The 24,365-nt window shown below is 39.5% G+C and carries 22 protein-coding genes; 7 read left to right on the forward strand and 15 right to left on the reverse strand.

Going from position 1 to position 24,365, the window contains the following annotated elements; translation table 11 throughout:
- The first annotated feature begins 5 nt into the window (after nucleotides 1-5).
- The 3 genes from GR929_RS07330 to GR929_RS07340 all read left to right on the forward strand — a co-directional run bounded on the left by GR929_RS07330 (nucleotide 6) and on the right by GR929_RS07340 (nucleotide 1,396).
- Nucleotides 6-365, forward strand: a complete 360-nt coding sequence (locus tag GR929_RS07330) for an RNA recognition motif domain-containing protein (protein ID WP_159518358.1) — start codon at nucleotides 6-8, stop codon at nucleotides 363-365.
- A 15-nt stretch (nucleotides 366-380) separates the two neighbouring features.
- Nucleotides 381-578, forward strand: coding sequence for a cold-shock protein (locus tag GR929_RS07335; RefSeq protein WP_159518360.1), 198 nt, complete (start codon nucleotides 381-383; stop codon nucleotides 576-578).
- 260 nt (nucleotides 579-838) lie between these two features.
- Nucleotides 839-1,396 (forward strand): outer membrane beta-barrel protein, encoded by a 558-nt coding sequence (locus GR929_RS07340; protein WP_159518362.1) that lies wholly within the window; start codon nucleotides 839-841, stop codon nucleotides 1,394-1,396.
- 12 nt (nucleotides 1,397-1,408) lie between these two features.
- On the opposite strand, the gene GR929_RS07345 is transcribed toward GR929_RS07340, so the two are convergent.
- From GR929_RS07345 to GR929_RS07400, 12 genes are all read right to left on the reverse strand, one after another.
- Complete coding sequence (locus tag GR929_RS07345; RefSeq protein ID WP_235934136.1) at nucleotides 1,409-2,173, reverse strand: MBL fold metallo-hydrolase; 765 nt, start codon at nucleotides 2,171-2,173, stop codon at nucleotides 1,409-1,411.
- Entirely contained in the window at nucleotides 2,170-2,676 is a 507-nt protein-coding gene (locus GR929_RS07350; RefSeq protein ID WP_159518364.1) for a shikimate kinase, read from the reverse strand. The genes GR929_RS07345 and GR929_RS07350 overlap by 4 nt, the downstream gene beginning before the upstream one ends.
- A gap of 90 nt (nucleotides 2,677-2,766) precedes the next feature.
- The gene (locus tag GR929_RS07355; protein WP_235934138.1) at nucleotides 2,767-5,391 is read right to left on the reverse strand and encodes a DNA gyrase/topoisomerase IV subunit A; all 2,625 of its coding nucleotides are present in this window, start codon (nucleotides 5,389-5,391) and stop codon (nucleotides 2,767-2,769) included.
- Between the two features lie 50 nt (nucleotides 5,392-5,441).
- A complete protein-coding gene (locus tag GR929_RS07360) occupies nucleotides 5,442-7,277 on the reverse strand; it encodes a DNA topoisomerase IV subunit B (protein ID WP_159518366.1) in 1,836 nt (611 codons plus the stop codon).
- A 248-nt stretch (nucleotides 7,278-7,525) separates the two neighbouring features.
- The gene (locus GR929_RS07365; protein WP_159518368.1) at nucleotides 7,526-8,017 is read right to left on the reverse strand and encodes a Dps family protein; all 492 of its coding nucleotides are present in this window, start codon (nucleotides 8,015-8,017) and stop codon (nucleotides 7,526-7,528) included.
- A 35-nt stretch (nucleotides 8,018-8,052) separates the two neighbouring features.
- Entirely contained in the window at nucleotides 8,053-8,928 is an 876-nt protein-coding gene (locus GR929_RS07370; RefSeq protein ID WP_159518370.1) for a universal stress protein, read from the reverse strand.
- A 60-nt stretch (nucleotides 8,929-8,988) separates the two neighbouring features.
- Complete coding sequence (locus GR929_RS07375; protein WP_159518372.1) at nucleotides 8,989-9,225, reverse strand: hypothetical protein; 237 nt, start codon at nucleotides 9,223-9,225, stop codon at nucleotides 8,989-8,991.
- Nucleotides 9,222-9,596: a hypothetical protein gene (locus tag GR929_RS07380; protein WP_159518374.1), complete on the reverse strand. Its 375-nt coding sequence runs from the start codon at nucleotides 9,594-9,596 to the stop codon at nucleotides 9,222-9,224. The genes GR929_RS07375 and GR929_RS07380 overlap by 4 nt, the downstream gene beginning before the upstream one ends.
- 29 nt (nucleotides 9,597-9,625) lie before the next feature.
- Complete coding sequence (locus tag GR929_RS07385) at nucleotides 9,626-9,904, reverse strand: YtxH domain-containing protein (protein ID WP_159518376.1); 279 nt, start codon at nucleotides 9,902-9,904, stop codon at nucleotides 9,626-9,628.
- 799 nt (nucleotides 9,905-10,703) lie between these two features.
- Nucleotides 10,704-11,138 carry a response regulator gene (locus tag GR929_RS07390; protein WP_159518378.1) on the reverse strand — a complete coding sequence of 145 codons (435 nt, stop codon included), beginning with the start codon at nucleotides 11,136-11,138 and terminating at the stop codon, nucleotides 10,704-10,706.
- A 76-nt stretch (nucleotides 11,139-11,214) separates the two neighbouring features.
- Entirely contained in the window at nucleotides 11,215-12,573 is a 1,359-nt protein-coding gene (locus tag GR929_RS07395; RefSeq protein ID WP_159518380.1) for a sigma-54-dependent transcriptional regulator, read from the reverse strand.
- Between the two features lie 47 nt (nucleotides 12,574-12,620).
- Nucleotides 12,621-15,038 carry an ATP-binding protein gene (locus GR929_RS07400; protein WP_159518381.1) on the reverse strand — a complete coding sequence of 806 codons (2,418 nt, stop codon included), beginning with the start codon at nucleotides 15,036-15,038 and terminating at the stop codon, nucleotides 12,621-12,623.
- Nucleotides 15,039-15,437: 399 nt separating this feature from the next.
- Between GR929_RS07400 and GR929_RS07405 the strand changes: the two genes are divergently transcribed.
- The gene (locus GR929_RS07405; RefSeq protein ID WP_159518383.1) at nucleotides 15,438-17,414 is read left to right on the forward strand and encodes a putative porin; all 1,977 of its coding nucleotides are present in this window, start codon (nucleotides 15,438-15,440) and stop codon (nucleotides 17,412-17,414) included.
- Nucleotides 17,415-17,441: 27 nt separating this feature from the next.
- The gene (locus GR929_RS07410; RefSeq protein WP_159518385.1) at nucleotides 17,442-18,875 is read left to right on the forward strand and encodes an MltF family protein; all 1,434 of its coding nucleotides are present in this window, start codon (nucleotides 17,442-17,444) and stop codon (nucleotides 18,873-18,875) included.
- Here the strand turns inward: GR929_RS07410 and GR929_RS07415 are convergent.
- The 3 genes from GR929_RS07415 to GR929_RS07425 form a co-directional block, all read right to left on the reverse strand.
- Complete coding sequence (locus GR929_RS07415; RefSeq protein ID WP_159518387.1) at nucleotides 18,862-19,497, reverse strand: NUDIX hydrolase; 636 nt, start codon at nucleotides 19,495-19,497, stop codon at nucleotides 18,862-18,864. The two genes, GR929_RS07410 and GR929_RS07415, sit on opposite strands and share 14 nt — an antisense overlap.
- Nucleotides 19,498-19,603: 106 nt before the next feature.
- The gene (locus GR929_RS07420; RefSeq protein WP_159518389.1) at nucleotides 19,604-20,854 is read right to left on the reverse strand and encodes an ABC transporter permease; all 1,251 of its coding nucleotides are present in this window, start codon (nucleotides 20,852-20,854) and stop codon (nucleotides 19,604-19,606) included.
- 179 nt (nucleotides 20,855-21,033) lie between these two features.
- Complete coding sequence (locus tag GR929_RS07425; protein WP_159518391.1) at nucleotides 21,034-22,020, reverse strand: lysylphosphatidylglycerol synthase transmembrane domain-containing protein; 987 nt, start codon at nucleotides 22,018-22,020, stop codon at nucleotides 21,034-21,036.
- 198 nt (nucleotides 22,021-22,218) lie between these two features.
- Between GR929_RS07425 and rsmA the strand changes: the two genes are divergently transcribed.
- Both rsmA and mgtE read left to right on the forward strand, forming a co-directional pair.
- Entirely contained in the window at nucleotides 22,219-22,995 is a 777-nt protein-coding gene (rsmA, locus tag GR929_RS07430; RefSeq protein ID WP_159518392.1) for a 16S rRNA (adenine(1518)-N(6)/adenine(1519)-N(6))-dimethyltransferase RsmA, read from the forward strand.
- A gap of 10 nt (nucleotides 22,996-23,005) precedes the next feature.
- Complete coding sequence (gene mgtE, locus GR929_RS07435; RefSeq protein ID WP_159518394.1) at nucleotides 23,006-24,364, forward strand: magnesium transporter; 1,359 nt, start codon at nucleotides 23,006-23,008, stop codon at nucleotides 24,362-24,364.
- Nucleotide 24,365 lies beyond the last annotated feature (1 nt).

Here is a 24,365-nt window from a genome sequence, read left to right on the forward strand (position 1 = left end):
TTATTATGAACATTTTTGTAGGAAACCTCAATTACGCAATTACTGAAGATGATATGCGTGAAATTTTTGAGGAGTATGGTGAATTAAGCTCAGTAAAATTGATCACTGATAAATTCACTGGTAGAAGTAAAGGTTTCGGATTCGTTGAAATGCCTGACGCAGAAGAAGCTAAAAAAGCCATTGAAGAATTGAATGGCGCAGAAGTCGAAGGACGTTCTATGGTTGTTAATGAGTCTATCGAGAAAAAGAGAGACAACAATCGTGGTGGCGGTGGCTTCCGTGGCGGCAACAGCCGTGGCGGTGGTAACGGCGGTTACGGCGGCGGTGGTGGCCGTAGAGACAACAATTTCAGATCAAACTACTAATTCAGGAGGTTGATTATGAAAGGTACTGTAAAATGGTATGACGCAACCAAAGGTTTTGGATTTATCCTAACCGAGGACAACAAAGATATCTTTGTTCACCGTTCTGGTTTAGTCGATGCCTACGCTGGTCTGGAAACAGACGAGACTGTAGAATTTGAAGTTGGACAAGGAAACAAAGGTCCAATTGCAACGAACGTTACTAAAGTAGACTAATTCTGAGATTGGAGCGGGTACTTTAAAAGTCAGCTCCTTCAATTAACGATATTTTCACTACTTGTATTATTAAAAGCCTGGCTTCGGTCAGGCTTTTTTTATGGTTTACACAGCAATCTCTAGGTTACAGCAATTATTTATAACCAGTGCAAACTACTTCACAATACATAGGAAATAATTTAATTCAATTACCTTTAGACTAAGTAAAAATCCAGCTCCTCGAAATGCAAGAGAGTCAGACTACTCCATTACCATTTTTCATGAAAGTATATCTTAGCACACTCCTATTAATACTCTTAACAACATCGTTATCAGCTCAAAATAGCACATTTGGATTTAAAATTGGTCCAAATTATTTCTATTCTAACTATGAATTTGATGACCCGATCGGGAAGTACCAATTCGGAGCAGCTTCGAATTTTAAAGTGTATAAATTTATATCTATTCAGACTGAATTCCTCTTTGTAAAGAAAGCCTTTGAAGAGCCCTATCGAGATTCCTGGGAAGTAAAAGCGAAAGGCAGCTACTTTGACATCCCCGTTTTCATCCAGGTCCAACCGATCAAACAGCTTGCCATATATTCCGGAGGGCAAATCGGGTTCAGGCTAAGTCATGAGCTTAAATACAACCACACAAATAATCTATATACCGCGCAGGAAGGAAGCTTAGAAAAAGTGCCGCTTGGTCTTTTAGCCGGTCTCTCCATTCATCCCATTAAACACTGGAGCCTGGAAGGGAGATATTCCATAGAGATTGCGAGAAGCAGCAGTTCATTGGACTTCAGAGGATGGCAATTCTTTTTGAATTATACATTCTGAAAAAAAGCAAATTTATACTGAGCGGATCTCTGTTGCCCGATGCCGCGATGTCAGCTCAATCCGGTACTGCTCCTTTAATGACTCAAATACACTATAAGCTTTTTCAGGAGTATTATTTTCTCCTGAAATATGACTTAAAAGAATGGTGTGCAGCTCATTACCAGCAAATTCCTTCAAAAGTACAAAAGCCTGATCATTTGACAAATGCCCAATTGACGACGCAACACGCTGCTTGAGATGATAGGGATACCGACCATTCTTTAGCATCTCTTCATCATAGTTGCTTTCCAGAAAAACAGCGTGACATTTGGCAAACTCACTTTTCACTTTTTCGCAAGCTTCACCAATATCAGTCATTACGCCAACATGCTTGCCTGCATACGAAATTCGGAATGAACAGGCATCAGCAGCATCGTGCTGTTTGGTAAATGGGAAAACGGAGAATTCGCCCAATTGAAATTCAAAATTTGGTTCGAACCATCTTGGGGTATCTGGCCGAACTGCTTTGCGCATCGCCAAAAAAGTTTTTTTCGTGAGGTAAACCGGAAGGTGAAGTCGTTTACTCAAGACCCTTGCTCCACGACAATGATCGCTATGTTCATGTGTAATTAAAACGGCTTTTATTTTCGATTGATCGATCTGCTTTTCGGCCAGACGTACCTGCAGCTGTCTGGCCGACAAGCCGGCGTCAATCAGCAAGGCTTCGGTTTCATTTCCTATATAGTAGCAATTCCCATTGCTCCCCGAAGCCAACGCACAAATCTCCAACTTATTCACTTTTCACCTTCCATTTCTGCAATGACATCTTCGGCCTGAATATCTTTCCCTTTGAGTATGCATTTGGCCTTCTCATAAAACGGTCGACGTTTAGCCATCATACTTTCAATAAAATCAACCAATTCATCCGGCGACTTTCCTTTGATCAACGGACGTTCTGTTTTAGATTGCATCAACCGACTGGCCAATTCTTCAGCATCAACATCTAAAAAGACACAAAGCCCGGATTGATTCATCACATTCATATTGTCAAAAAAGCAGGGAGCACCACCACCCGTTGCAATTACTGCATTTTCAAACTCGGCAACTTCTTTTAAAGACGTCTGCTCCTTTTTACGGAAAGCACCTTCTCCTTCCTGCTCAAAAATCTGGGGAATCGTTTTAAAGTACTTCTCCTCAATGTATTTATCCAAATCGATAAAAGGTACACCTAACTCTTGCGACAACTTGCGGCCTATGGTTGATTTCCCTGAGGCCATATATCCAATCAAAAATATTTTCATGTGCTTATCGTTGTTTACTTTTTAAGGCAACACATAGAACTCACCTCTGTTAACATTGCTTCTAATTAATAAATTTACACGCTCGTTTCATCAAAACAACGACATTTGGTTCTTATCATCTTCATCCTCGTCCTTCTTTGGTCGATTGACCTCAAAAGGCACGTCTTCATCCGACTGTTCTTGCTCTTCTTCTTGAGGCTTATCATCCTCATCCTTGATAACAGGTTCAATCTCTTTTATGTTTTCAACCTCGTAGTTTGTCAGCCGTTTACCTCTTGCCTTATATGATTTTATGCCAATAAACTCGTAAACTTCGATGATTTCATTTTCGCGTGAAGCATTTTTACCTCCAAATTCAATTTCCAGCCGCGGATAGTGCACCCAGGTGATGCTCACCAACCGACTATCGGGATTATCGCCAATAAAACTAATGCGACGTCCTATTATCTCATCAATCTCAAATCGCTTCACGTAATAGAATTCCTGATCAGCATCATAGTAGACAACCGATAAAACTTTCTGACTGTCAAACTTCTCAATCTGAAGAATATCCGGATCGAAATGGTTAGACAAGTCGAAATTATACAGTTGATATTCTCCATTCTTATAGAGAACCAATATCTTATCCTCTCCCTGGAACTCGCCAAGGAATTTCCCCCGCGAATCTGAATTAAGTCGCAATACATCCGCATCGAACCAGATTTTTCGCCCACCGAGCGTTGAAACGCCCTTTTCTTTCAGGCTAATTTTGTGAACGTCATTTTTGGTAAGGATGTTCCCCATCGCACCGCGGCCTTTAATAGCCAAGTCTCCAAAATCAACTTCAAAGTTTAGCTTTTTAAGTCGGGCCTTTTGCTTGAGGATCACCTTCAGTACTTCGGCCTCGCCATTTGGATTGGCGCTAAAATACCAGATCCTCGATCCTTTTGTTCCCCGGGTCAGATCATATTCCTTATCTCGGGTCATTCCGGTAACAGCAAAGCGTTTCATATAGAAAGTCCCCTGCCGTCCATCACGATAAACCACGTTGTAAATGGTTCGCTTGTCATTCTTTTTAAATACAGCAATGTGTTGGATGTTCTTCCCAATAAATGCCTTTTCTGAGACCTTGGTAATGAGATAAGTTCCATCGCGCCGAAACACGATAACATCATCAATATCCGAACAATCGCATACATATTCTGCTTTTCGCAAACTGATTCCAATAAACCCTTCCTCCCGATCGAAATAAAGCTTTTCATTCGCTACAACCACCTTGCTGGCTACAATATTCTCGAAGCTGCGAATTTCTGTTTTTCGATCTTTATCCTTTCCGTATTTCTCTTTTATGTGCTGATAATATTCAATGGTAAAAGGAACAATATTCTTTATCTTCTTATTAATCTCTTCAATCTCCTCTTCAATCGATTGAATATGATTATTCGCCTTATCCGTATTGAATTTCAGAATACGCGCCATGCGAATCTCCATCAATTTAAGGATATCCTCACGGGTAACTTCGCGCATCAACTTAGGTTTCCAGGGCTCCAGCCGCTTATCAATATGGGCTATCGCTTCATCCATATTCTCAGACTGTTCAAATTCCTTGTCTTTATAGATTCGCTCTTCGATAAAGATTTTCTCCAAAGAGGCAAAATGCCAGGCTTGCTCCAGTTCTCCTTTTCGAATTTCAAGTTCTAACTTTAATAAAAGTAAGGTCTGGTCTGTATTTCTTTTTAGTATTTCGCTGACACCAATAAAAATTGGTTTATCGTTCTCAATCGTGCATGCATTGGGCGATACCGACACTTCGCAGTCAGTGAAAGCATACAATGCGTCGATGGTTCTGTCGGAGGAAATCCCGGACCCCAGATGAACCAGTATTTCTACCCGATCCGACGTATTATCATCAATTCGTTTAACCTTAATTTTATTTTTATCGTTGGCTTTGATAATTGAATCGATCAAAGTAGTCGTTGTTTTTCCAAAAGGCAGTTCTGTAATTGCCAACGTTTTATTATCAATCTTTTCGATTTTGGCGCGCACCTTAACGGCTCCACCACGCAAGCCATCGTTGTATCTCGAAAAATCAGCAGATCCACCTGTTGGAAAATCAGGGTACAATTCAAATTCTTCTTTTCTTAAGTAAGCAATTGAGGCATCAATTAATTCGTTGAAATTATGCGGAAGGATTTTCGAAGCCAAGCCAACAGCAATACCTTCAACCCCTTGAGCCAACAGCAGCGGGAACTTTACGGGCAGTGTAATTGGCTCTTTGTTACGTCCGTCGTAGGACAACTTCCAATTGGTTGTTTTTGGATTAAACGCCACCTCCAAAGCGAATTTCGACAGACGAGCTTCAATATACCGTGGAGCTGCAGAACCATCGCCGGTAAGAATATTACCCCAGTTTCCCTGAGCATCAATCAGTAAATCTTTTTGTCCCAATTGCACCAACGCGTCACCAATGGAAGCATCGCCATGCGGGTGATACTGCATGGTTTGTCCAATAATATTGGCTACTTTGTTGTATCGGCCATCATCCATTTCGCGCATGGCATGCAAGATCCTGCGCTGAACTGGTTTTAACCCGTCATTCACATAAGGGACAGCTCGTTCCAGAATCACATAAGAGGCATAATCAAGAAACCAATCCTGATACATACCCGACAAATAGGTAATGCCATCACCCTGTTCAGCCTGTTGATTTTCTTTATTTTTTTCTTCTTCTGCCACAACAATTTTATTATAAGTAAAACTTCTGCTACTTCGAATTCATTATCGGACTATCCCAGCTCATCTTTCTCAACGTAAAGGTTTTCAATAATAAATTCTTGCCGATCCGGTGTATTCTTGCCCATATAAAAATCAAGCATTTGCGAAACTGATTCATGCTTTTTCATTTGAACCGGCTCCAACCGAATATCCGGTCCAATAAAATTTTTGAATTCGTCCGGAGAAATTTCGCCAAGTCCCTTAAACCTGGTGATTTCAGGCTTTGCTCCTACTTCCTGAATGGCTTTAAGTCGTTCTTCCTCGGTGTAACAGTAAAATGTCTTTTTCTTATTTCGAACCCGAAACAACGGAGTTTGTAAAATAAATAAATGCCCTTTTTTCACCAGCTCAGGAAAAAACTGCAAAAAGAAGGTAATTAATAGTAAACGTATGTGCATTCCATCTACATCAGCATCGGTTGCAATAATCACCTGATTATATCGCAAATCTTCCATGCTTTCCTCAATATTCAAGGCAGCCTGAAGCAAATTGAACTCTTCGTTTTCATACACCACTTTTTTGGTCAGGCCATAGGTATTCAATGGCTTTCCTTTCAAGCTAAAAACAGCCTGTGTATTTACATTGCGTGATTTTGTGATCGATCCACTTGCTGAATCACCCTCCGTGATAAAAATAGAAGAGTCTTCTTTTTTATCACTCGTAGTATTGTAATGAATGCGGCAATCGCGTAATTTTTTATTGTGCAGACTAGCCTTCTTCGCCCTTTGTTTGGCTAACTTTTTTACTCCTGAAATAGCTTTTCGCTCTCGCTCCGACTCTTGAATACGTTTTAATAGAACCTCAGCAACCTCTTGATTTTTGTGTAAGTAATTATCCAGTTCTTTCTGAATAAAGGTAACCACATGGTGGCGAACAGAAGGACCTTCGGGACCAATATCTTTCGATCCGAGTTTTGTTTTAGTCTGCGATTCGAAAACCGGCTCTTCAACCTTAATACTAATTGCAGCAATTATTGATGCCCGGATATCTGATGGATCAAAATCTTTTCTATAAAAATCGCGAACAGTTTTAACAATAGATTCGCGAAAAGCCAGCAAATGCGTTCCTCCTTGTGAAGTGTGTTGCCCATTTACAAACGAATAATAATCCTCTCCATATTGGTTTCCGTGCGTAATGGCAGCCTCAATATCTTCTCCTTTTAAGTGAATAACCGGGTAAAGCGAAGCCGAATCAAGGTTTTCCTCCAGCAGGTCTTTCAACCCATTTTTCGACTGGAAGCGTTCTCCATTATAATAGATCGACAAACCCGCATTCAGGAAAGAATAGTTCTTCATCATGTTTACCACATAGTCTTTGTGGTAACGATATGACTTAAAAATATCGATATCGGGTACAAATTCAACTTGTGTTCCGTTAGGCTCATCGGTGCTGCCCAAATCCTTTTCCTCAACAACTTTCCCTTGCGAAAAGATAATTTCTTTCAACTGCCCTTCGCGAAAGGCTCTAATTGTAAACTCGGATGATAACGCATTAACAGCCTTAATACCAACTCCGTTCAGCCCGACTGATTTTTTGAATACTTTAGAATCGTACTTTGCACCGGTATTCATCTTTGAAGCAACATCCAAGAGCTTACCAAGAGGAATCCCCCTTCCGAAATCACGAACACTTACGAGCTCATTTGAAACTCGCACTTCAATTTTTTTCCCATAGCCCATCATGAACTCATCAATTGAATTGTCCATGACCTCTTTTAAAAGCACATAAATTCCATCATCAGAGGCAGTCCCATCTCCGAGCTTCCCGATATACATACCGGGGCGCTTCCGGATGTGTTCCTGCCAATCAAGTGTTCTTATCGAACCTTCATCGTAATTAGGAGTCATACTTATAGCAATTTGTCACAAATATAAAGAAAACAAAACACCCTCAGATTTCCACCATTTTGTCAATAATTAATGGCGAACGGTTGAAAACTTCCTCGAAATATGAAGTAAGACAAAAATAGCTTTTAAAGTGATTGTTTGAAAAAAAAAGCGCCGAGTGAAGCGCAAATTATAATCGCTCCAAATTACAAATTGGCGTAAAAAAAAGCCGCTGATAAAATCAACGGCTTAATGTATTTTATAATTTATTATTTTTCATCACTCCACGACGTAAACATCCAGTAGTACTTTTCGGTCTGTTTTACCATCGAGTTAACCAGATCAATTGTCGAAACGTCACCAATATCGTTGGCTGTCTCCAAGACATTGATCATTTGCGAAAGCAAAATTTCAAAATCGGATAAAAGATGATCAACCATCTCATCGGGGCTAGGCACTCCTTCTGGTTCTTTTATTTTTGAACTATCCAGATACTCCTGAAGTGTAGCAGTTGGGAAAGCACCAAATACGCGCACCCGCTCTGCCAAATCATCGATATTCACTTTTGAAAAGTTGTAGAGTTCCTCAAACTTATCGTGTAAATCAAAAAAATCTTTACCGGTAACGTTCCAGTGAAAGTTTCTTAATTTCTGATAGTGTACGTGATAGCTTGATATTAATATATTTACTTGATCAATTAATTCTGAGGTATCTTTTTTATTGAACCCTAATCTTACAAATGTTTTCTCTTTAGTTTCCATGGTAATATATATTGTTTTTAAAATTGAATAAATAATTATTTAAAGTTGGACTCATGATAAACCAATACAGGTTTATTGAAATGAGTAACAACGTAATGGGTTTCTGAAGATGAGAATAGATCTTCAAAAAAGCCTTTCTCCTCCTTTAGAATCACCAGAACATCCGGTTCATTCTCTTCCAGGTACTTCTGTAAGCCTTTGCTCACATCTTTCTCGTGCGAATGAACGAAACTCGGACTAAAGTTTTTAATACTGTCTTTTGCCATATCCTTAAATCCTTTCCATTTAAGAATAGAATCAAAATCAGTCGTTTCCATATTGTGGAAAATGGTGAGATTTTTATTCTCAGTTCCTTCAACAAGGTCAGATAAATGACGCATTGCTTTCAGGTCTTCGGCATGCAGTGCTGTTGCATATAGGAAGTTACTCATGCTGAAAGTCGATTTATCATCCGGCACAATAATGACCGGGCAGTCAACTTTTTCGATGATGTTTGGATAACTGATTGCTCCCGTTACAAAGCCCGAATAACTATTGTAATTACTCATAAGCAGAATAACATCCTTCTCTTTCTCAATGGTGTCATTAACCACCATCAATCGACTTACTTCTGCGACTTCTATTTCATACGGAACACTTTGGGGTATCTTCTTTAACAAGTCTGCCACCGTCTTTTTCATCTCTGCTTCGGCTGCTTCATAATCGGCACGAAACTGAGCCTCCGAGATCGCCACGTTCGGTTGGTAGTTTGGGGTGGCTACGCCAACAAACTCTCCACTTCTCATCCAGCCGAAATCTAAAACATAAACGATTTTCAGTTTTCGTTTTAATTGGTTACTCAATGCAAACCCCGATGTGATAAGGGTTTCCATATTTTTCAGCGTGTCTAATAGTAATAAATTTGTTTTCATGGCTTTTTTATCTTTGCACCCAAAATCAGTATATACCTTTAATGGGCTTTGTTAATTTTTTCAAGAAGAATCTAATGCTTGTTCCTTCTCTTTTTGTTTTCTGTTTCTCCTTTTCTGCAGAAATAAACCAAGGACGATTTTCATACCTGTCTCGAACGCCATATTTCGCACGTATTTTTTAAAGACATGAACCGTTAAGGTCGATTGATCTTTCAATTCGTCTTCCAAATAGCGAATCTTGTATTTTACTTTTTGGCGTTCTAAGCGCAACTCCCCCATGTTTCTTATCTCTTTCATAATTTGACCTCCTCTTCATCGTCATCTTCGTCAAACAACATGGATGAATACTTCCGCAATACGATAGTCGTAAGCAGCTTGTTTTTCAGCAATGCAAATAAAACAGTAAGAACAACCAACACTCCAATAGCAAGCAATAAACCCGTCAGATAATCGTGGTAAGTTTGCCCATACCATACGACAAGCGCTGCGAGGCCGAAAAACAAGATCAATGCCCCACCCAGTGAAACAATAAAATGACCGATTAAGTAGGTTGTTACACTGGTTGCTTTATTTAAGACCGAGAGCTTAACTAAATCCACTCTAGCTTGCACATATTTCTGTGCAACGTCACTCAGTTCGCTAAAATTATCTGATAGGTTTTTACTCATAAATTAAGAGGTTTCGAAAATTCAGTTACTTACTTACCGTTCGTTGGAGTTTTGGCTTCTTTTTTTAACTTCTCTTCAACGTCGCTTGTCCGCTCTTTTACCTGATCAATCATCTCACCAACCTGATCCTTCAAACTATCAACTTTTTCTCCGATCGTGTCTGTGACATCTTCCGAAACTCTTTTCACACTTTTCTGAATCTTTTTCCTTGTTTTATCACCTCTTTCAGGTGCAAACAAAACTCCAACCAAGGCACCTGTTGCAGCGCCTGCTACGAACCCTAAAAGGGCACTTGTTCCTTTACTCATGACATTTGATTTTTATGGTTAATACTTTAATTATGAATGTATATTAAATGGACGTTTTTATTTTTTCAGACGTCCTCGTACTTTTTGTATTGTCAAGCGTTGTGGTCATCCTTTCGGATGTCAATGGCCGATCAGCACTTCGGATTGTATTTAATACTCTCGCTTTGTACTCATCTGAATTATGATACACTCGTATATTATCAATTCTCTTTTTCAAACTTTTCATGCTTTCACTTATTTAACGTTTGTTTCTACTACTGAAAAAAGCGTTCCAAAAAAGAACACCTCCATCAAAACGCCCACAATCGACTCCTTTTCAAGACAATACACAAAATCAATCACATTGCCGAAAAAAACTTGCAGTAGAGCTTGTTCTACAAATTGTAGAGATTACTTAACAGACTTCAAACACTGGGGTTTCAGAGGAAAATTGCATTCAAATCCGATGGTAGGGAATCGCACAAAAAAGCAGTTTGGCGAAAGGCTGAATTAAATAGACCGATATACCATAAATTCAAATCGAAAAATGAAAAACAGATAAAAAAAAACAAAGGGGAAAATTCGAACAAATGAAATCAACAGATCAACAAACTCACAAACGCCAACCAAACACCTCTACAACAACACATTAAAGCAACACACACCCTCGTTTCTTGAACCATTCGCTTAATTGCTTTAAAACTTCGCAGCGACACAAAAAATAAGCCTTCTCAGAAAAAAAACGACTTTAAACACAAAAAATATATTCGCTTAAGTTGAACTATTTGAAACTGGGTAAGTGTGCAACAAAGTCTACATTTCAATGAGGGGAATTGTCCACATCATTGCCGGCAATCAGCAACTCCAACAAATCAACAGGAACCGGTTTTTCCAAGTAGGCACTCACAAATGGGTATTGCATAGCCAAATCCCGCTTTTTCTTACTTGCAGAACTTGATAGAATAAATACTTCCGGGGCTTCCATTTTACCCAAAATCTGTTCTATACTATCCAGAAAACTGGCTGCCTTCATATCCTTGAATTGAATATCAACCAAAATATAATCAGGAAATTGATCGGTTAATCGGTCTTGCTTAAGCCCTCGCAAATAATTAAGTAAGCCGGCAGCTTTTTTAAAGTACTGCACCTGATTCTTTACGGTTTCTTTCTTCAATCGTCCTTCTTCAACACGAAATAAATCGGAAGATCCGTCTACAATTGCTATTTTCTTTAGTTCATTTGATTTTCGTATCATACTAATTCCCCCTCACTAGCTACAAGCTCAATGATTCAGATGTACCAATATTCGTTCCATTTATCAAACAAACAAATCAGATCTCAATTCCGTATTGTTTGATTTTGTTATAAAGTGTTTTGCGGTCAATTTTTAAAAGGCGGGCAGCTTTCGACTTATTAAAGCCTGCTTCTTCAATAGTTCGGATAATTAATTGCTTTTCAAATTCTGATGATGCATCTTTTAATTTAGACTCACCAATCTCCACATCACCATTGTTCTCTGGTTGATGAGAAGGGTAAACAAGTTCCTGTGGCAAGCAATCTTTTGTAATTTTATTTTCGGAAGCCATCAAAGTTGCGCGCTTTACCACATTTTTCAACTCCCGTAAATTCCCATGCCAGGCGTATTGTTGCAAAATTATTTCTACATCCGGGCTAAATCCTTCGATCGTTAGTCCAAGCTCATCATTTGACGATCTGAGGAAGCTGTTCGCAAAAAACAGAATGTCATCGGTGCGCTCACGCATTGGAGGTAGACTGATTTTAAATTCATTTACCCGATGGTATAAATCCTCGCGAAACGTATTCTGTTCAACCTCATTCAGTAAATCGTCATTTGTTGCAGTAATAATACGAACATCAACTTTCGTCGTTTTATTTTCGCCAACCCTGGACACCATACGTTCCTGCAAAACACGCAAAAGCCGCACCTGAATATCATAGCTAAGATTCCCAATTTCATCCAGAAACAGGGTCCCTCCGTTGGCTTGTTGAAAAACGCCTTCTTTATCGCGGACAGCGCCGGTAAACGATCCTTTCACATGACCAAAAAGCTCACTATTTGCTAAGTCTTTGGGAATAGCACCACAGTCGAGAGCAACAAATGGCTTATCTCCACGCTTACTATGTTGATGAATAAAACGAGCAACATATTCTTTTCCTGTTCCTGTTTCCCCCTGAATAAGCACAGACATATTGGTTGGAGCAACGCGCCGAGAAAGATTTATTACTGATCGCATTTTTTCACTCTTTCCCATCAAAAAATCGCCGTCGGTATAAATATGACTTTGTACTTTTCTCTTTTTCGGCGAATTCCCTTTTAATTTCTTTTCAATTAGTGATCGAATTTCTTCCTGCTGAAGAGGTTTCGTAATGTAATCTTCGGCTCCCATCTTCATCAATTTCACAGCTTGCCGTACGTCAGCGTAAGCAGTAATAATAATAACAATGGTTGAAGGAGACACCGCTTTTATTTTTTGCAACAACTCCATTCCGTCGGTATCAGGCAAGCGGAAATCACAAAGTACCAAATCAAATTTTGCACTCTTAATAATCTCCATGCCGCTTTGCCCCGAGAAAGCTGTTTCAATATCATATCCATCACTGGCCAATTGCTTTTTTAGTATCTCGCAAATAAAAGTATCATCGTCGATGATCAATATTTTATTTCCCATATCTTTTTGGTAATTCTTATTTTCAATTTCATTCGATTGATATCGGGCTACAATTTAGCATTTTCTGCTCGCTTTATCACTTCATTCATCAAAAGTACAACATCTTTGCATAGTGATGGTATATCGTCAAACTCTTCTGACCGAAGCGCCAAATCTTCTAAATTTTTCAGTTTTTCAACAACATGCCCGAGGTTAAAATAAGTGAATGAAGGAATTCCTTTGTGTGCAATCTCCCCCACTCCTTTCCAATCTTCATTGCTGAGTGCTAATTCTAAATTTTCAAGCATCACTGTTGTATTTTTCAAAAATGTATCAATCATTTTATTGAAAAACACTTTGTCACCATTTGCAGTAACCCATAAATTGTGTGTGTCAAAATCCAGCTGATCCTTGCTCCCTGCCTTTTCTTTAACGGGCATTTCCTCATGCTCTTCGCTGCTCGTCGACCCCACCTCCAGCACGTTGCAAATCTTGTTGTACAAATCATGCTCTTTAAATGGCTTTAAAACGTAGCCATCAAACCCTTCGTCCATATATCTTTTTACATCGCTCTTAACAACATTTGCCGTAACAGCCAAGGCCTTGGTTTTATAATTTGGGTTCGACTTATTTTTTCTAACTTCTTGGATCACCTCAACTCCAGTCAATTTTGGCATATGAATATCTAACAAAATAATATCATAACTTGTTGCCAACAAATTGCCCAATGCTTCTTCACCATTTCTTGCCAGTTTAAAGTCGGCTTCCCAGTTAGTCAAAACCGTTTCAGCAAGCAACAGATTATACTCGTCATCGTCTGCAAATAATATTTTCTTTCCTTTCAACAGATTTTCTTTTAAAAAGAAATGTGTTTCATTGTCCAATGCTTCTTTTCCGGTAGCTTTCTTAAAAGGAATGGTCAAATGAAATAAACTTCCTTTCCCTTCTTCACTATCCACTCGAATATTGCCATCCATCAGTTCAACCATCTTCTTACAGATGGTAAGTCCCAACCCAACCCCTTTTCTTTTTTTATCGGGTTGAGAAGAAGACTGCGTAAATTCATCAAATATACTGGGTAACAGATCGGCAGCAATTCCAACTCCGGTGTCTTCCACTTCAAAACGAACACAAATCTCTTCGGGGTCGCCTTTCTGAAGCAAACAACGCAAGTCAACACGACCTTCGTCGGTATACTTCAATGCATTGGATACCAAATTGATAATCACTTGTCGAATTCGAAATGGGTCACCAACGATCGTTTCCGGAATTTCCGGATCAACATAAATGAAAAATTGCAGCCTTTTTTCATTAGCCCGAATGATAAACGAATTGTATATCACATTCAATATTCGCGTCAAACTGAAGGGAATCTCGTCAATAAAGACCTTCCCCATTCCCAACTTAAATAAGACTAGAATTTCATTGACCAGCGAAAGCAAATGCTCTGAAGAATCATTAATCAAGCGAACGAACTTATCTTGCTTTTTATTGAGCTGGGTATTATTTAACTGTTCTGAAAAACCGACAATGGCGTTCAATGGAGTACGAATTTCATGACTCATGCTAGCCAGAAAAATTGACTTTGCTTTTTCTGCTTCCTGAGCATCATTTCTAGCTTTCTTAAGTCTTAGTTCAATCTCTTTATCTTTCGTAACATTCTGAACAATCGCTGTTCCCCCCACCACCTCATCATAAACATTGCCAACCGGAGTCGCCCAAATGTAGTAAACCTGGTCTTCAATGCGTATTTCGCCGTCAGCCATCTCCCCATTTAACGCTTTATGGTAAAAAGGGAATAGTCGTTTACTCACTTTTTCGTCAAAAGCCTCGAAAAGCGTTTTTCCGGTAAAATAGCTATTTGTTAATCCGAAACGTTCTTTCTCTCGTCCTCCGGCAAGCACATAACGATACTCCTTATCAAACAAATAAACATCTATGCCGGGTAAATTTTCGATCACAATCTGCTGATAGTCTTTGATGTCAGACAATGTGGTGTTCGCAAAATTAACCCCTGCTAAGATCAGCTCCTCTCCCGCTTTTTCAGAGAGGAGCTCCAAGCATATTGTTGCAGCCAGAGGAATTTCCTGTGCCGAATGAATGATCGTCTCAAACTCTTGATTTGTTCTGGTTTCAATCAGTCGTTCAACTTGTTCCGAAAGCAACTCAGAATCCTCAATTTTAAGTAAGTCGGTTACTTTGAGTTTTTCATTTTTTTCGGGGTAAAAAAGGTGATCAAAAATCCCCGTGTACTTGTAAACTTTAAAAGAAGCGTCGAAAATAAAAATGGCCTCATGTCTTTCAGCTTCATGGCGTTTCGCATCACCATACAAAGAGTGTCCCAACTTTGTGGATTTTATCTTGCTACTTAACAAGTCGAGCAATTCATCCATTCCCATCAACGAATCTATATCAATATCACCATCTTCAATATGGTTTATAATTTGAGCAATTTCCTGTATTTGATTTTCCAGTCTTTTTTTCATTAAATGATCTATTTGGATCGCTAGTTTTCCATAAAAATAGGGCTCACTCCAAGTTCTTAATTATGAAAGAACAACTTATCAACTTGCAAAGTTCTTTTTTCAATGCAACAATATAAATTTATATTGCAAAAAAAGCAATATGCAGAATACTTTAGATGATTAATCAGATACCATTTATTGAAATTTCGCGTTACTCAGCAACAGTTTAGATGAAACGAGCATGTAAAAATATTCACACGCAGGAGCATGATTATATAAAGCGAGTTCCATGTGTTGCAAGAAATAAACAATTATAAACACATGAAAAACGACGATAATGTCTTGTGACATCACAAAAATCTACCTTTTTAACAATTAAAATTCAATCGGACTTTGACTTTTAACTATATTTGCCGCTGTATGTTTCGAAAAATACAGTTAACCATATTGATTGTCCTCGGAGGATTTACGCTCCTTTTTGCCCAGGGTAACCTGAATAATTTTGGAGGGTTTAATGCCGAGAGTACTCTCCCTGACGACGGTAGAAATGACAGCATTCAATCTGATCCGCATGACAAGAATAAACCGATCGTTTCTCACATACACAGCTGGAAACTAATAAATAACGGAGCATCAACCGAAGAAGTGGAGGTTGATACAACCCTTAATTTTTTTCATAACTATAATCCGATATTTCAGAAAAGTATAAGCAATACCTTTACGGGAAATTTTGGAGGAGCCTATCAATCCAACAACTTTTTCAAACGTGAAGGGGAGTCGGACTTTTATTTTTACCGGGCATTTGATTTGTATACTAAACTACCGGCCGACATTAGGTATTTCAATACCACAACCCCGTATACGATTTTGGACTATAGTCAAAGTGAGAATCAAAATACGCAAAATGAAACCCGTTTCAACGCTTTTCATTCTCAAAACATCAATAGGGATTTTAACGCCACTTTTTTTTACGATCAATCAAAAGCTACCGGCCAGTATGAATACCAGGAAAATAAACATCATTCCATTGCTCTTTATTCCAGTTACGAATCGGACAAATTCAATTCTCACTTTAACCTGATATTTAATCGGCTAAAAAATGAAGAAAACGGTGGCTTAGAGGATGGCAATATTGATTTAAACAAGTATGATGAGACCGATAACTATATCGTCAATCTGGATCAAGCCAATTATACGCTCAGAAATAACACGTTCTTTTGGAACAGCGAATACCGTTTGGGAAAGTACAAGGAAGTGGAAGATACACTTGGTTTCATTACCGATGAATTTATTCCACGTACCGGATTCTTTTATCAGGTTGAATACTCAGGGAATCAAAAAACGTATACAGACGATGAAGCCAACCTGAATTTTTATCGAAACACTTATATTGACTCAACAGCGACAAATGACACAATCGGTTATAATCGGTTAACCAATTTATTTCAACTTAAATTTTACGAAGCACCAGATCGAAAATACACATTTAGTAAGCGAGCTTTTATTGGTCATGACCTGATCAGAATAAAAATGCCTTTAGATACAACACTGCAAAAATACAAGCATAGCAACACGTTTGTTGGTGGTGGAATATCCAGAGAGGAAGGTGTATTTTGGAAATGGGGAGCACAAGGTAAATTTTACCTGACAGGTTATCGCTCAGGGCAAACCGAGCTCAGCGCATATATTTATAAGCCAATTAACATCGGCAATGACACAACCAGCTTAAAAGTATCAGGAGAGCTAAATACAATTGTTCCCGACTATTTCGAGCAACGCTTTAACTCGAACCACTATCAATGGAGTAATCGTTTCAAAAACATCAACGAAATGATTCTAAAAGGTGAGATTCACTCACAAAAACGCAAGTTGACTTTGGGTGCAAACTATGCGTTAATTGGGAATTATATCTACAACGACTCTGTTGCCACCCCGCAGCAAGGAGGCCGGGAAATGCTGGTATTGTCTGCGTACCTGAACAAAACGATTGAATCTGACCACTGGCTTTTGAGAGGCCAAATTTTATGGCAGAATGCGAATCAGGAAGAATATCTGCATCTACCAGACTTTAGCGGGTATCTAAGCATCAGCTATAAAACAATCATATCGAAAGTGTTGTACGCCCAAATTGGCGCTGACGTTCGCTACAACACCGAGTTCTATGCTGATGCGTACGACGCACCTACCGGAAGATTCTATTGGCAGGATCAAGAAAAAATTGGTAACTTCCCGTTTGTAGATGCACATGTAAACCTCAAACTGAAGCGCACCCGGTTGTTTTTTCAATGGTTAAACGCGGCTTCAGATATGCTTGACAGTGGATTCTGGACCGCGCCGGACTATCCGTTTTATCGCAGAACGTTCAGGCTTGGTGTCTCATGGACCTTCTACGACTAGTTTAGTTTGGCAACTTTTATTTATTGCATGAGAAATAAAAAGATCTACATCCAAGTTTTATCATTCATCGCAATCCTTATTTTCTTTGCGTGTAGTTCTGACTCTGGAAAGAAAAAAGAAAAAGCATCTCTCAAAAACAGCGAGCTTTCCCGCATCATGAATTCAGGTCGTCTGAAAGCTGTTGTCGATTATAATTCCACCAATTACTTCGTTTACCGGGGGAAGCCAATGGGATTCAAATATGAGCTACTACAACACCTTGCTGACGATATGGGACTGGAGCTGGAAATATCGGTGAGCAATAACCTTAAGGAAACTTTTGATGGGCTGAATAAGAAAAAATACGACCTGGTAGCTAAAAACCTGACAGTAACAAAAAGAAGGAATGAAACCATTCAGTTTACAGAGCCGCTGGAGCAAACCCGGCAAGTGCTTGTGCAACGAAAGCCGGAAAACTGGCAGCGAATGACCCGAGCAGCAATTGAAGATTCGCTCATCAGAAACCAGCTAGATTTAGCCCAAAAAAAAATACACGTTCAAAAGAACACCGCATACTATCGACGACTGGTCAATCTTTCAGACGAAATTGGGGAAGAAATTACAATTGTTGAAGATTCAATTTATGGTGTTGAGCAGTTGATTGCCATGGTCGCCAAAGGAGATATTGACTTTACCGTAAGCGATGAAAATGTAGCAAAAGTGAATCAAACATACTACCCAAACCTCGACATTAAAACACCAATTAGCTTTCCTCAAAATATAGCTTGGGCAGTACGAAACGACGCAGGCGAATGGCTCAAATACCTGAATACCTGGATACGAAATTTTAAAAATACGGTCACCTACGCCATTCTCTACGACAAGTATTTTGAAAATATTCGCTCACGAACGATGGTAAACAGCACGTACCACTCGATTGGTGGTGGCCAAATTTCACCGTTTGATGACCTGATTAAGGAAGCTGCAGACAAAGCAAATCTAGACTGGCGATTGCTGGCGGCTATTATTTATCGGGAATCCAGATTTGACCCTCATGCTGAATCATGGGCAGGAGCCTATGGGCTGATGCAAATTATGCCGGAATCTGCTGACTTGTTCCGAATAAATGAATATGAAGAACCGATTCAAAATATTAAAGTTGGAGTACGACTACTGAAATGGCTTGACAAAAATCTAAAACCAGAGGTTCCAGACTCTGTGCAACGGGTTAAATTTGTATTAGCCTCATATAATGTAGGTCTTGGACATATTAAAGACGCCCAACGACTAGCAGAGAAATATGACAAAGATCCGACGATTTGGGATGACAATGTCGATTTTTTTCTGCTCAATAAATCAGCCTCAAAATATTACAAAGATCCGGTTGTTCGATGGGGATATTGTCGCGGCGAAGAACCGTATAATTACGTAAATCGGGTACTAACAACTTATCGAGACTACAAGAACATTATTGAAAAGTAAAACGGCCTTTTTTTGCGAGCTCTAAGAATTCGGACAAGATCATGGCCGTAGCTCCCCAAACTTCGTATCCTTCAAATGGATAATAAGGCACGGTTAATCTTCCGCGAATGGTATTCATCTCTGTGAAACTGATTTTCTCATTCTGAACAAAATCTTGCAGTGGAAACAGGATCAACTTTTCCGCTTCATCTTTATTAAGTACAAAGTCAGGCTTATAATCCATCCACCCAACATAAGGGAAAATAGAATAACCACTTACCGGAATGTGTAACTCCGACAACATCCCCAATAAACGAACATCTGCCGGAGATATTCCGACCTCTTCCTGCGCCTCCCGAATAGCCGTCAATTCGGGACTTTCGCCTACTTCAATCTTTCCTCCCGGGAAACTAATCTGTCCCGGATGATGCTTCATATTCGGATTGCGTTGAGTTAAACAGGTATAAATTTTCTCTTTATACGGAAACAACAACAACAGCACGCTGCTGTACTTAATTTCATGAGACTCTTCAAAAGTCATTTTCAGTTTTCGCCCCGGAGGCAACATCTTCTGGTGTGCCTTTTCTCCCGGCAAATCAGCCTGAAGCAATTGCTCAATATGTTGTATGAAATTAGTGTACATCTAAATTTATAATAATCATTTAAGCTTGAAAAAAGTTTTGACAATCTCCAATTTATCAATTCATGATCCGCTGACGATAGATTCAAAAAAGTGTAAATCAAATCAACTATTCAAACCGAACCGTCTTCTCCGGCGAAATCCGGCTTACAAAATAGGATGGCCCAATCAGCATGAAAAGGGTAATCACCAGCGCGCCAACGTTCAATAGCACAATGTGTAAAACCGAAATATTTACAGGAACGGTATCGACGTAATAAGAGGTTGGGTCGAGATGAATTATTTCAAAATAATGCTGAAGCAAGCCCAAAACAATACCCAGAATATTTCCCCAAAGTAAACCCTCTCCAATCAAAAAAGCAGAAAAATACAGGAAAACTTTCCGTACATTCACATTGGCTGCCCCAAGCGATTTGAGCACACCAATCATCTGAGTCCGCTCTAAAATAATGACCAACAAACCGGACACCATATTAAAACCGGCAACTAATATCATCAACACCAAAATAATCCAAACATTCATGTCCAACAGGTTGAGCCAATCAAAAATATAGGGAAATTTACGTTTGACATTAACAACCCGCAACAACGAATCATCATCATTCATATTAGCTAAGACCAAGTTTCGAACAGCATACTCCGCCTGGTCAACTTCATCCATATTTCTGATATAAATCTCGTACCCGCTTATCTGATTCTCATCCCACGAATTCAGCCGCTGAATATGTCGAATATCAATCAGCACAAACATGCGGTCAAACTCTTCCAGGCCGGTTCGATAAACTCCGCCAACGTCGAACTGACGAATACGGGGAACTTTTTCATTTTGATTCAGAAAATACATTCGGAATGAGTCACCTAACTTCAACTTCAGTAAATTGGAAAGCTGTTCCGAAATCCAAACCTGGTTTGTTCTCAACGAATCTAATTCGATTTGCTGTCCGACAACTTTATTACTCTCAAAAAAACGCCAGTCAAAATCAGCAGCTACACCTTTTAATACTACGCCTTGGATATCTTCCTCTGTTTTAATCATGCCCGGCTTAGTAGCATATTGCTGCACATGATCCACAAAAGGCATTGCTTTCAGTTCGTTTAAAAAAGGCTGTTGTTTATTAATTGATTCGGTTTGATACGACATATTGCTGTCATAATTCACCAGCTGCAAATGCGCTGCAAATCCGTTGACTTTACTTTCAACTTCTCGTTGAAAACCGGTTACAATAGCCACGGATAAAATCATAACCACCATGCCCAGACTAATGCCTGCCACTGCCAGACGAACAATACGCCGGGAAAGTCTTTGGTCGCTATCTTTTGAGGAAAATAATCTGCGCGCTATAAATAATTCAGTATTCATCTAAAACTAAAAGCTAGTCAACATTTACAAATCAATCGATTAAAAACGGGTGAACTGCCACAACACATGTCAAATTTAACAATTTGCCGCGGCAGTCAACGACTTCACGAAAGATTATTTGAAACAAACAGTATTCTGAGAAATACTTCAAGCTCGATGCATATGAAAGGGCAGCTATTTTATTCCTTTGTCCGATTGATGAATGGCAAAACAAGCAGAGAAATCAGCCCTACAATAATCATCATCGCTGTCATAGAAGTGTGTGCCAATAAGGCAAAAACCATCCCATCAGCTTTGTCGATTCCATAAACCATCAGCGCTTGAACGACCATGAAATGCCAGGCTCCAATTCCGCCTTGCACGGGAGCAACCATGCCATAGCTTCCTAAAACAAAGGTTGTTAATCCAGCTATCATTGATAGATGCGAAGTGAAGTCGAAGGAAAAGAAGACCACATAAAGCATCAGGTAATACATCCCCCAAATGAAGATGGAGTGTGCGATAAAAGCCCACTTATTTCTCATTGCTTTGATCGACTTTACGCCTTCGGCAAATTTAATAAGAATGCCACGCACCTTCTCAAAAAGAGAGGATCTTAATAATTTATTACGCATCAAATAAAGTACAATAATCACGGATATAACCGACAAAACAGCCCAGGGCGACAAGGCTACACTATTCAGCTTCTCTTTGACGTCCGGGTTGTTCTCCAAAAACTGGATAACCTGACCAAACTGACCAACAATCACGATAAATGTTAGTATCAACAGCATAATTACGTCAATAATGCGCTCGACAACCACCGTGCCGATCAACTGGGTGAACGACATTTTCTCGTACCGAGCCAAAACACCACAACGTGAAATTTCTCCCATCCGCGGGAAAACCAAGTTCATCAAGTAACCAACCATTACAGCTAAAAAGGTATTCAGCAGGCGAGGTTTTTTACCGAGCGGTTCAATCATCAAGTTCCAGCGCATCGTGCGACTGATGTGACTAAGCAAGCCAAAAAATAAAGATAGCCAGACCCACCAATAGTTGACATCATTTTTCAACACGGACTTCAATCGGTCAACATCCTGATCTTTGTACACCAGCCAAAATAAAAGAATACCCAAGGCTAAAAAGGCAAGAAACTTAAGGGTCTTAACTATTTTCTGTTTCAAATCAAACTTGTTAATTATTGAAATAACGCTATTTTTAGAATCGTTTTCGCGTCACTTCTTCTTTTTATTAAGTACTTTACTAATTTTGCACGCCTCGTGAAAAGGCAAGTTTCGCAGACAAAAATATATATTTGTTTTAAATCACCTCGATTTTTAACAACATATCTAATATCATATCATATACAACAGCAATTAATAATGGGTAATGTCAGAGCAAAAAAGAATTTAGGACAGCATTTTTTAAAAGACAAAAATATTGCCCAAAACATAGTTGAAAGCCTTCAGGCAGAAGATATCAAGCAGGTTTTAGAAATCGGTCCGGGCATGGGCGTGCTCACCCAGTTTCTGCTTCAGAAAAAAACTTATCAAACAACAGTTGTCGAAATTGATCGCGAGTCAGTTGATTACCTGAAAGTACATTTCCCGGAATTGAAAGACCGGATTATTTCAAGGGATTTTTTAAAACTGAATCTAACGGAATATTATCAGGAGCCTTTTGCCATCATTGGAAATTTCCCCTACAACATTTCATCGCAAATCTTTTTTAAAGTTTTGGAGTACCGGGATCTGATACCGGAGGTAGTCGGCATGCTTCAGAAAGAAGTAGCCGAACGAATTGCCAGAGGTCCGGGTAGTAAAGTCTATGGAATTTTAAGTGTTTTTTTACAGGCTTTTTATGATATTGAATACCTGTTCACGGTAGACGAAAATGTATTCATCCCTCCACCCAAAGTAAAATCGGCCGTTATCCGGTTAAAACGAAACAACAGGCAGCAACTGGATTGTGATGAAAAACTTTTCTTCCAATTGGTAAAAGCCGGATTTAACCAACGTCGAAAAACGCTTCGCAACTCCGTAAAATCATTTCTCCGCGACGAAGAACTAAAGCACGATCCAATTTTTTCTAAACGTCCCGAGCAGTTAAGTGTTAATGATTTTGAACGTTTAACCAGGCTGATCCAAGATCAGTCTTAAAAAAGCAGCCATGCAATTTGAACTGAATCGAGAATTTATCGACGAGCTGAAAGACCTTATTGAACACGAAGCCTCCGAAGCTATTCTGTCCAAACTTGAAGGCCTTCACCCAACCGAGATTGCTGAGCTTATGGATGAGTTGAGCATGGACGAGGCCAAATACCTCTACCTACAACTGGATGGAGAGAAGGCTTCTGATGTACTGGTTGAAATTCCCGAAAACGAACGAAGGCGATTCCTGAAAGTTCTACCCCCCGAACTGATTGCCCGGCAATTTATCGAATACATGGACTCGGATGATGCGGCCGATGTTGTGGGTGATCTGGAAGACGATATGAAGGAGGCCGTTCTCCAGGAGATCGAGGACAAGGAACAAGCCGGAGACATTGCCGACCTGCTAGAATACGATGACGAATCGGCCGGTGGATTGATGGCTAAAGAGCTGATTAAAGTAAACGAAAACTGGACGGTTCAAACTTCGTTAAAAGAAATATCGAAGCAAGCTGAAGACATTGACGAAATATACTATGTATATGTTGTTGACGATGGAGAGTTTTTGAAAGGCATTCTTTCGTTGAAAAAATTGATTTTAAATTCAACCCAATCAAAAATTAAAAATCTGGTTGAAGATGAAATACATTCTGTGAAAACTGATGCTTCGCAGGAAGAAGTTGCGCAAATGATGGAACGTTTTGACTTGGTGGCCGTGCCGGTTGTTGACCATATTGGGCGACTAAAAGGACGAATCACCATTGACGATGTGGTTGACGTTATTCGCGAAGAAGCCGAACGCGACTACCAAATGGTTTCGGGTATCACCGGCGATGTCGAATCGGGAGACCGTGTCTGGAATTTAACAAAAGCCCGGCTGCCATGGCTGCTTATTGGATTGATTGGTGGAATACTAGGAGCGCGTGTTTTAGGAGCAAACGAAACAGCCTTGGCTGAAATTAAAGGCATCGCCTTTTTCATTCCACTTATTGCTGCCATGGCCGGAAATGTGGGGGTACAATCATCTTCTATTGTTGTGCAGACTATCGCCAGCGGGGCACGCGACTTCGACTCTTTTGGAAAAAAACTCCTGAAAGAACTGGCAGTCGGACTAATCACCGCTTTTGTATTTTCAAGCCTTATTTTTAGTTATAATTTTTTCTTCGGCGATAGCATGAACCTAACCTGGGCTGTAAGTATCTCTTTATTCATCGTTATTGTTTTTGCCTCCCTGTTTGGAACAACAATCCCACTTGTTTTAAACAAACTAAAAATAGACCCGGCTCTTGCCACCGGACCTTTTATTACGACCATGAACGACATCCTGGGACTGATTATGTACATGATGATCGCTAAACTATTTTTCAATATCATTTAAA

Origin of the sequence: Sunxiuqinia indica, from assembly GCF_009847015.1 — a bacterium.
Lineage (GTDB): Bacteria > Bacteroidota > Bacteroidia > Bacteroidales > Prolixibacteraceae > Sunxiuqinia > Sunxiuqinia indica.

Bases quoted from the DNA above. Each gene is read 5' to 3' on its own strand.
- GR929_RS07330 (WP_159518358.1), top strand. From the start codon at position 6: ATGAACATTTTTGTAGGAAACCTCAATTACGCAATTACTGAAGATGAT.
- GR929_RS07335 (WP_159518360.1), top strand. From the start codon at position 381: ATGAAAGGTACTGTAAAATGGTATGACGCAACCAAAGGTTTTGGATTT.
- GR929_RS07340 (WP_159518362.1), top strand. From the start codon at position 839: ATGAAAGTATATCTTAGCACACTCCTATTAATACTCTTAACAACATCG.
- GR929_RS07350 (WP_159518364.1), bottom strand. From the start codon at position 2,676: ATGAAAATATTTTTGATTGGATATATGGCCTCAGGGAAATCAACCATA.
- GR929_RS07360 (WP_159518366.1), bottom strand. From the start codon at position 7,277: ATGACTCCTAATTACGATGAAGGTTCGATAAGAACACTTGATTGGCAG.
- GR929_RS07365 (WP_159518368.1), bottom strand. From the start codon at position 8,017: ATGGAAACTAAAGAGAAAACATTTGTAAGATTAGGGTTCAATAAAAAA.
- GR929_RS07370 (WP_159518370.1), bottom strand. From the start codon at position 8,928: ATGAAAACAAATTTATTACTATTAGACACGCTGAAAAATATGGAAACC.
- GR929_RS07375 (WP_159518372.1), bottom strand. From the start codon at position 9,225: ATGAAAGAGATAAGAAACATGGGGGAGTTGCGCTTAGAACGCCAAAAA.
- GR929_RS07380 (WP_159518374.1), bottom strand. From the start codon at position 9,596: ATGAGTAAAAACCTATCAGATAATTTTAGCGAACTGAGTGACGTTGCA.
- GR929_RS07385 (WP_159518376.1), bottom strand. From the start codon at position 9,904: ATGAGTAAAGGAACAAGTGCCCTTTTAGGGTTCGTAGCAGGCGCTGCA.
- GR929_RS07390 (WP_159518378.1), bottom strand. From the start codon at position 11,138: ATGATACGAAAATCAAATGAACTAAAGAAAATAGCAATTGTAGACGGA.
- GR929_RS07395 (WP_159518380.1), bottom strand. From the start codon at position 12,573: ATGGGAAATAAAATATTGATCATCGACGATGATACTTTTATTTGCGAG.
- GR929_RS07400 (WP_159518381.1), bottom strand. From the start codon at position 15,038: ATGAAAAAAAGACTGGAAAATCAAATACAGGAAATTGCTCAAATTATA.
- GR929_RS07405 (WP_159518383.1), top strand. From the start codon at position 15,438: ATGTTTCGAAAAATACAGTTAACCATATTGATTGTCCTCGGAGGATTT.
- GR929_RS07410 (WP_159518385.1), top strand. From the start codon at position 17,442: ATGAGAAATAAAAAGATCTACATCCAAGTTTTATCATTCATCGCAATC.
- GR929_RS07415 (WP_159518387.1), bottom strand. From the start codon at position 19,497: ATGTACACTAATTTCATACAACATATTGAGCAATTGCTTCAGGCTGAT.
- GR929_RS07420 (WP_159518389.1), bottom strand. From the start codon at position 20,854: ATGAATACTGAATTATTTATAGCGCGCAGATTATTTTCCTCAAAAGAT.
- rsmA (WP_159518392.1), top strand. From the start codon at position 22,219: ATGGGTAATGTCAGAGCAAAAAAGAATTTAGGACAGCATTTTTTAAAA.
- mgtE (WP_159518394.1), top strand. From the start codon at position 23,006: ATGCAATTTGAACTGAATCGAGAATTTATCGACGAGCTGAAAGACCTT.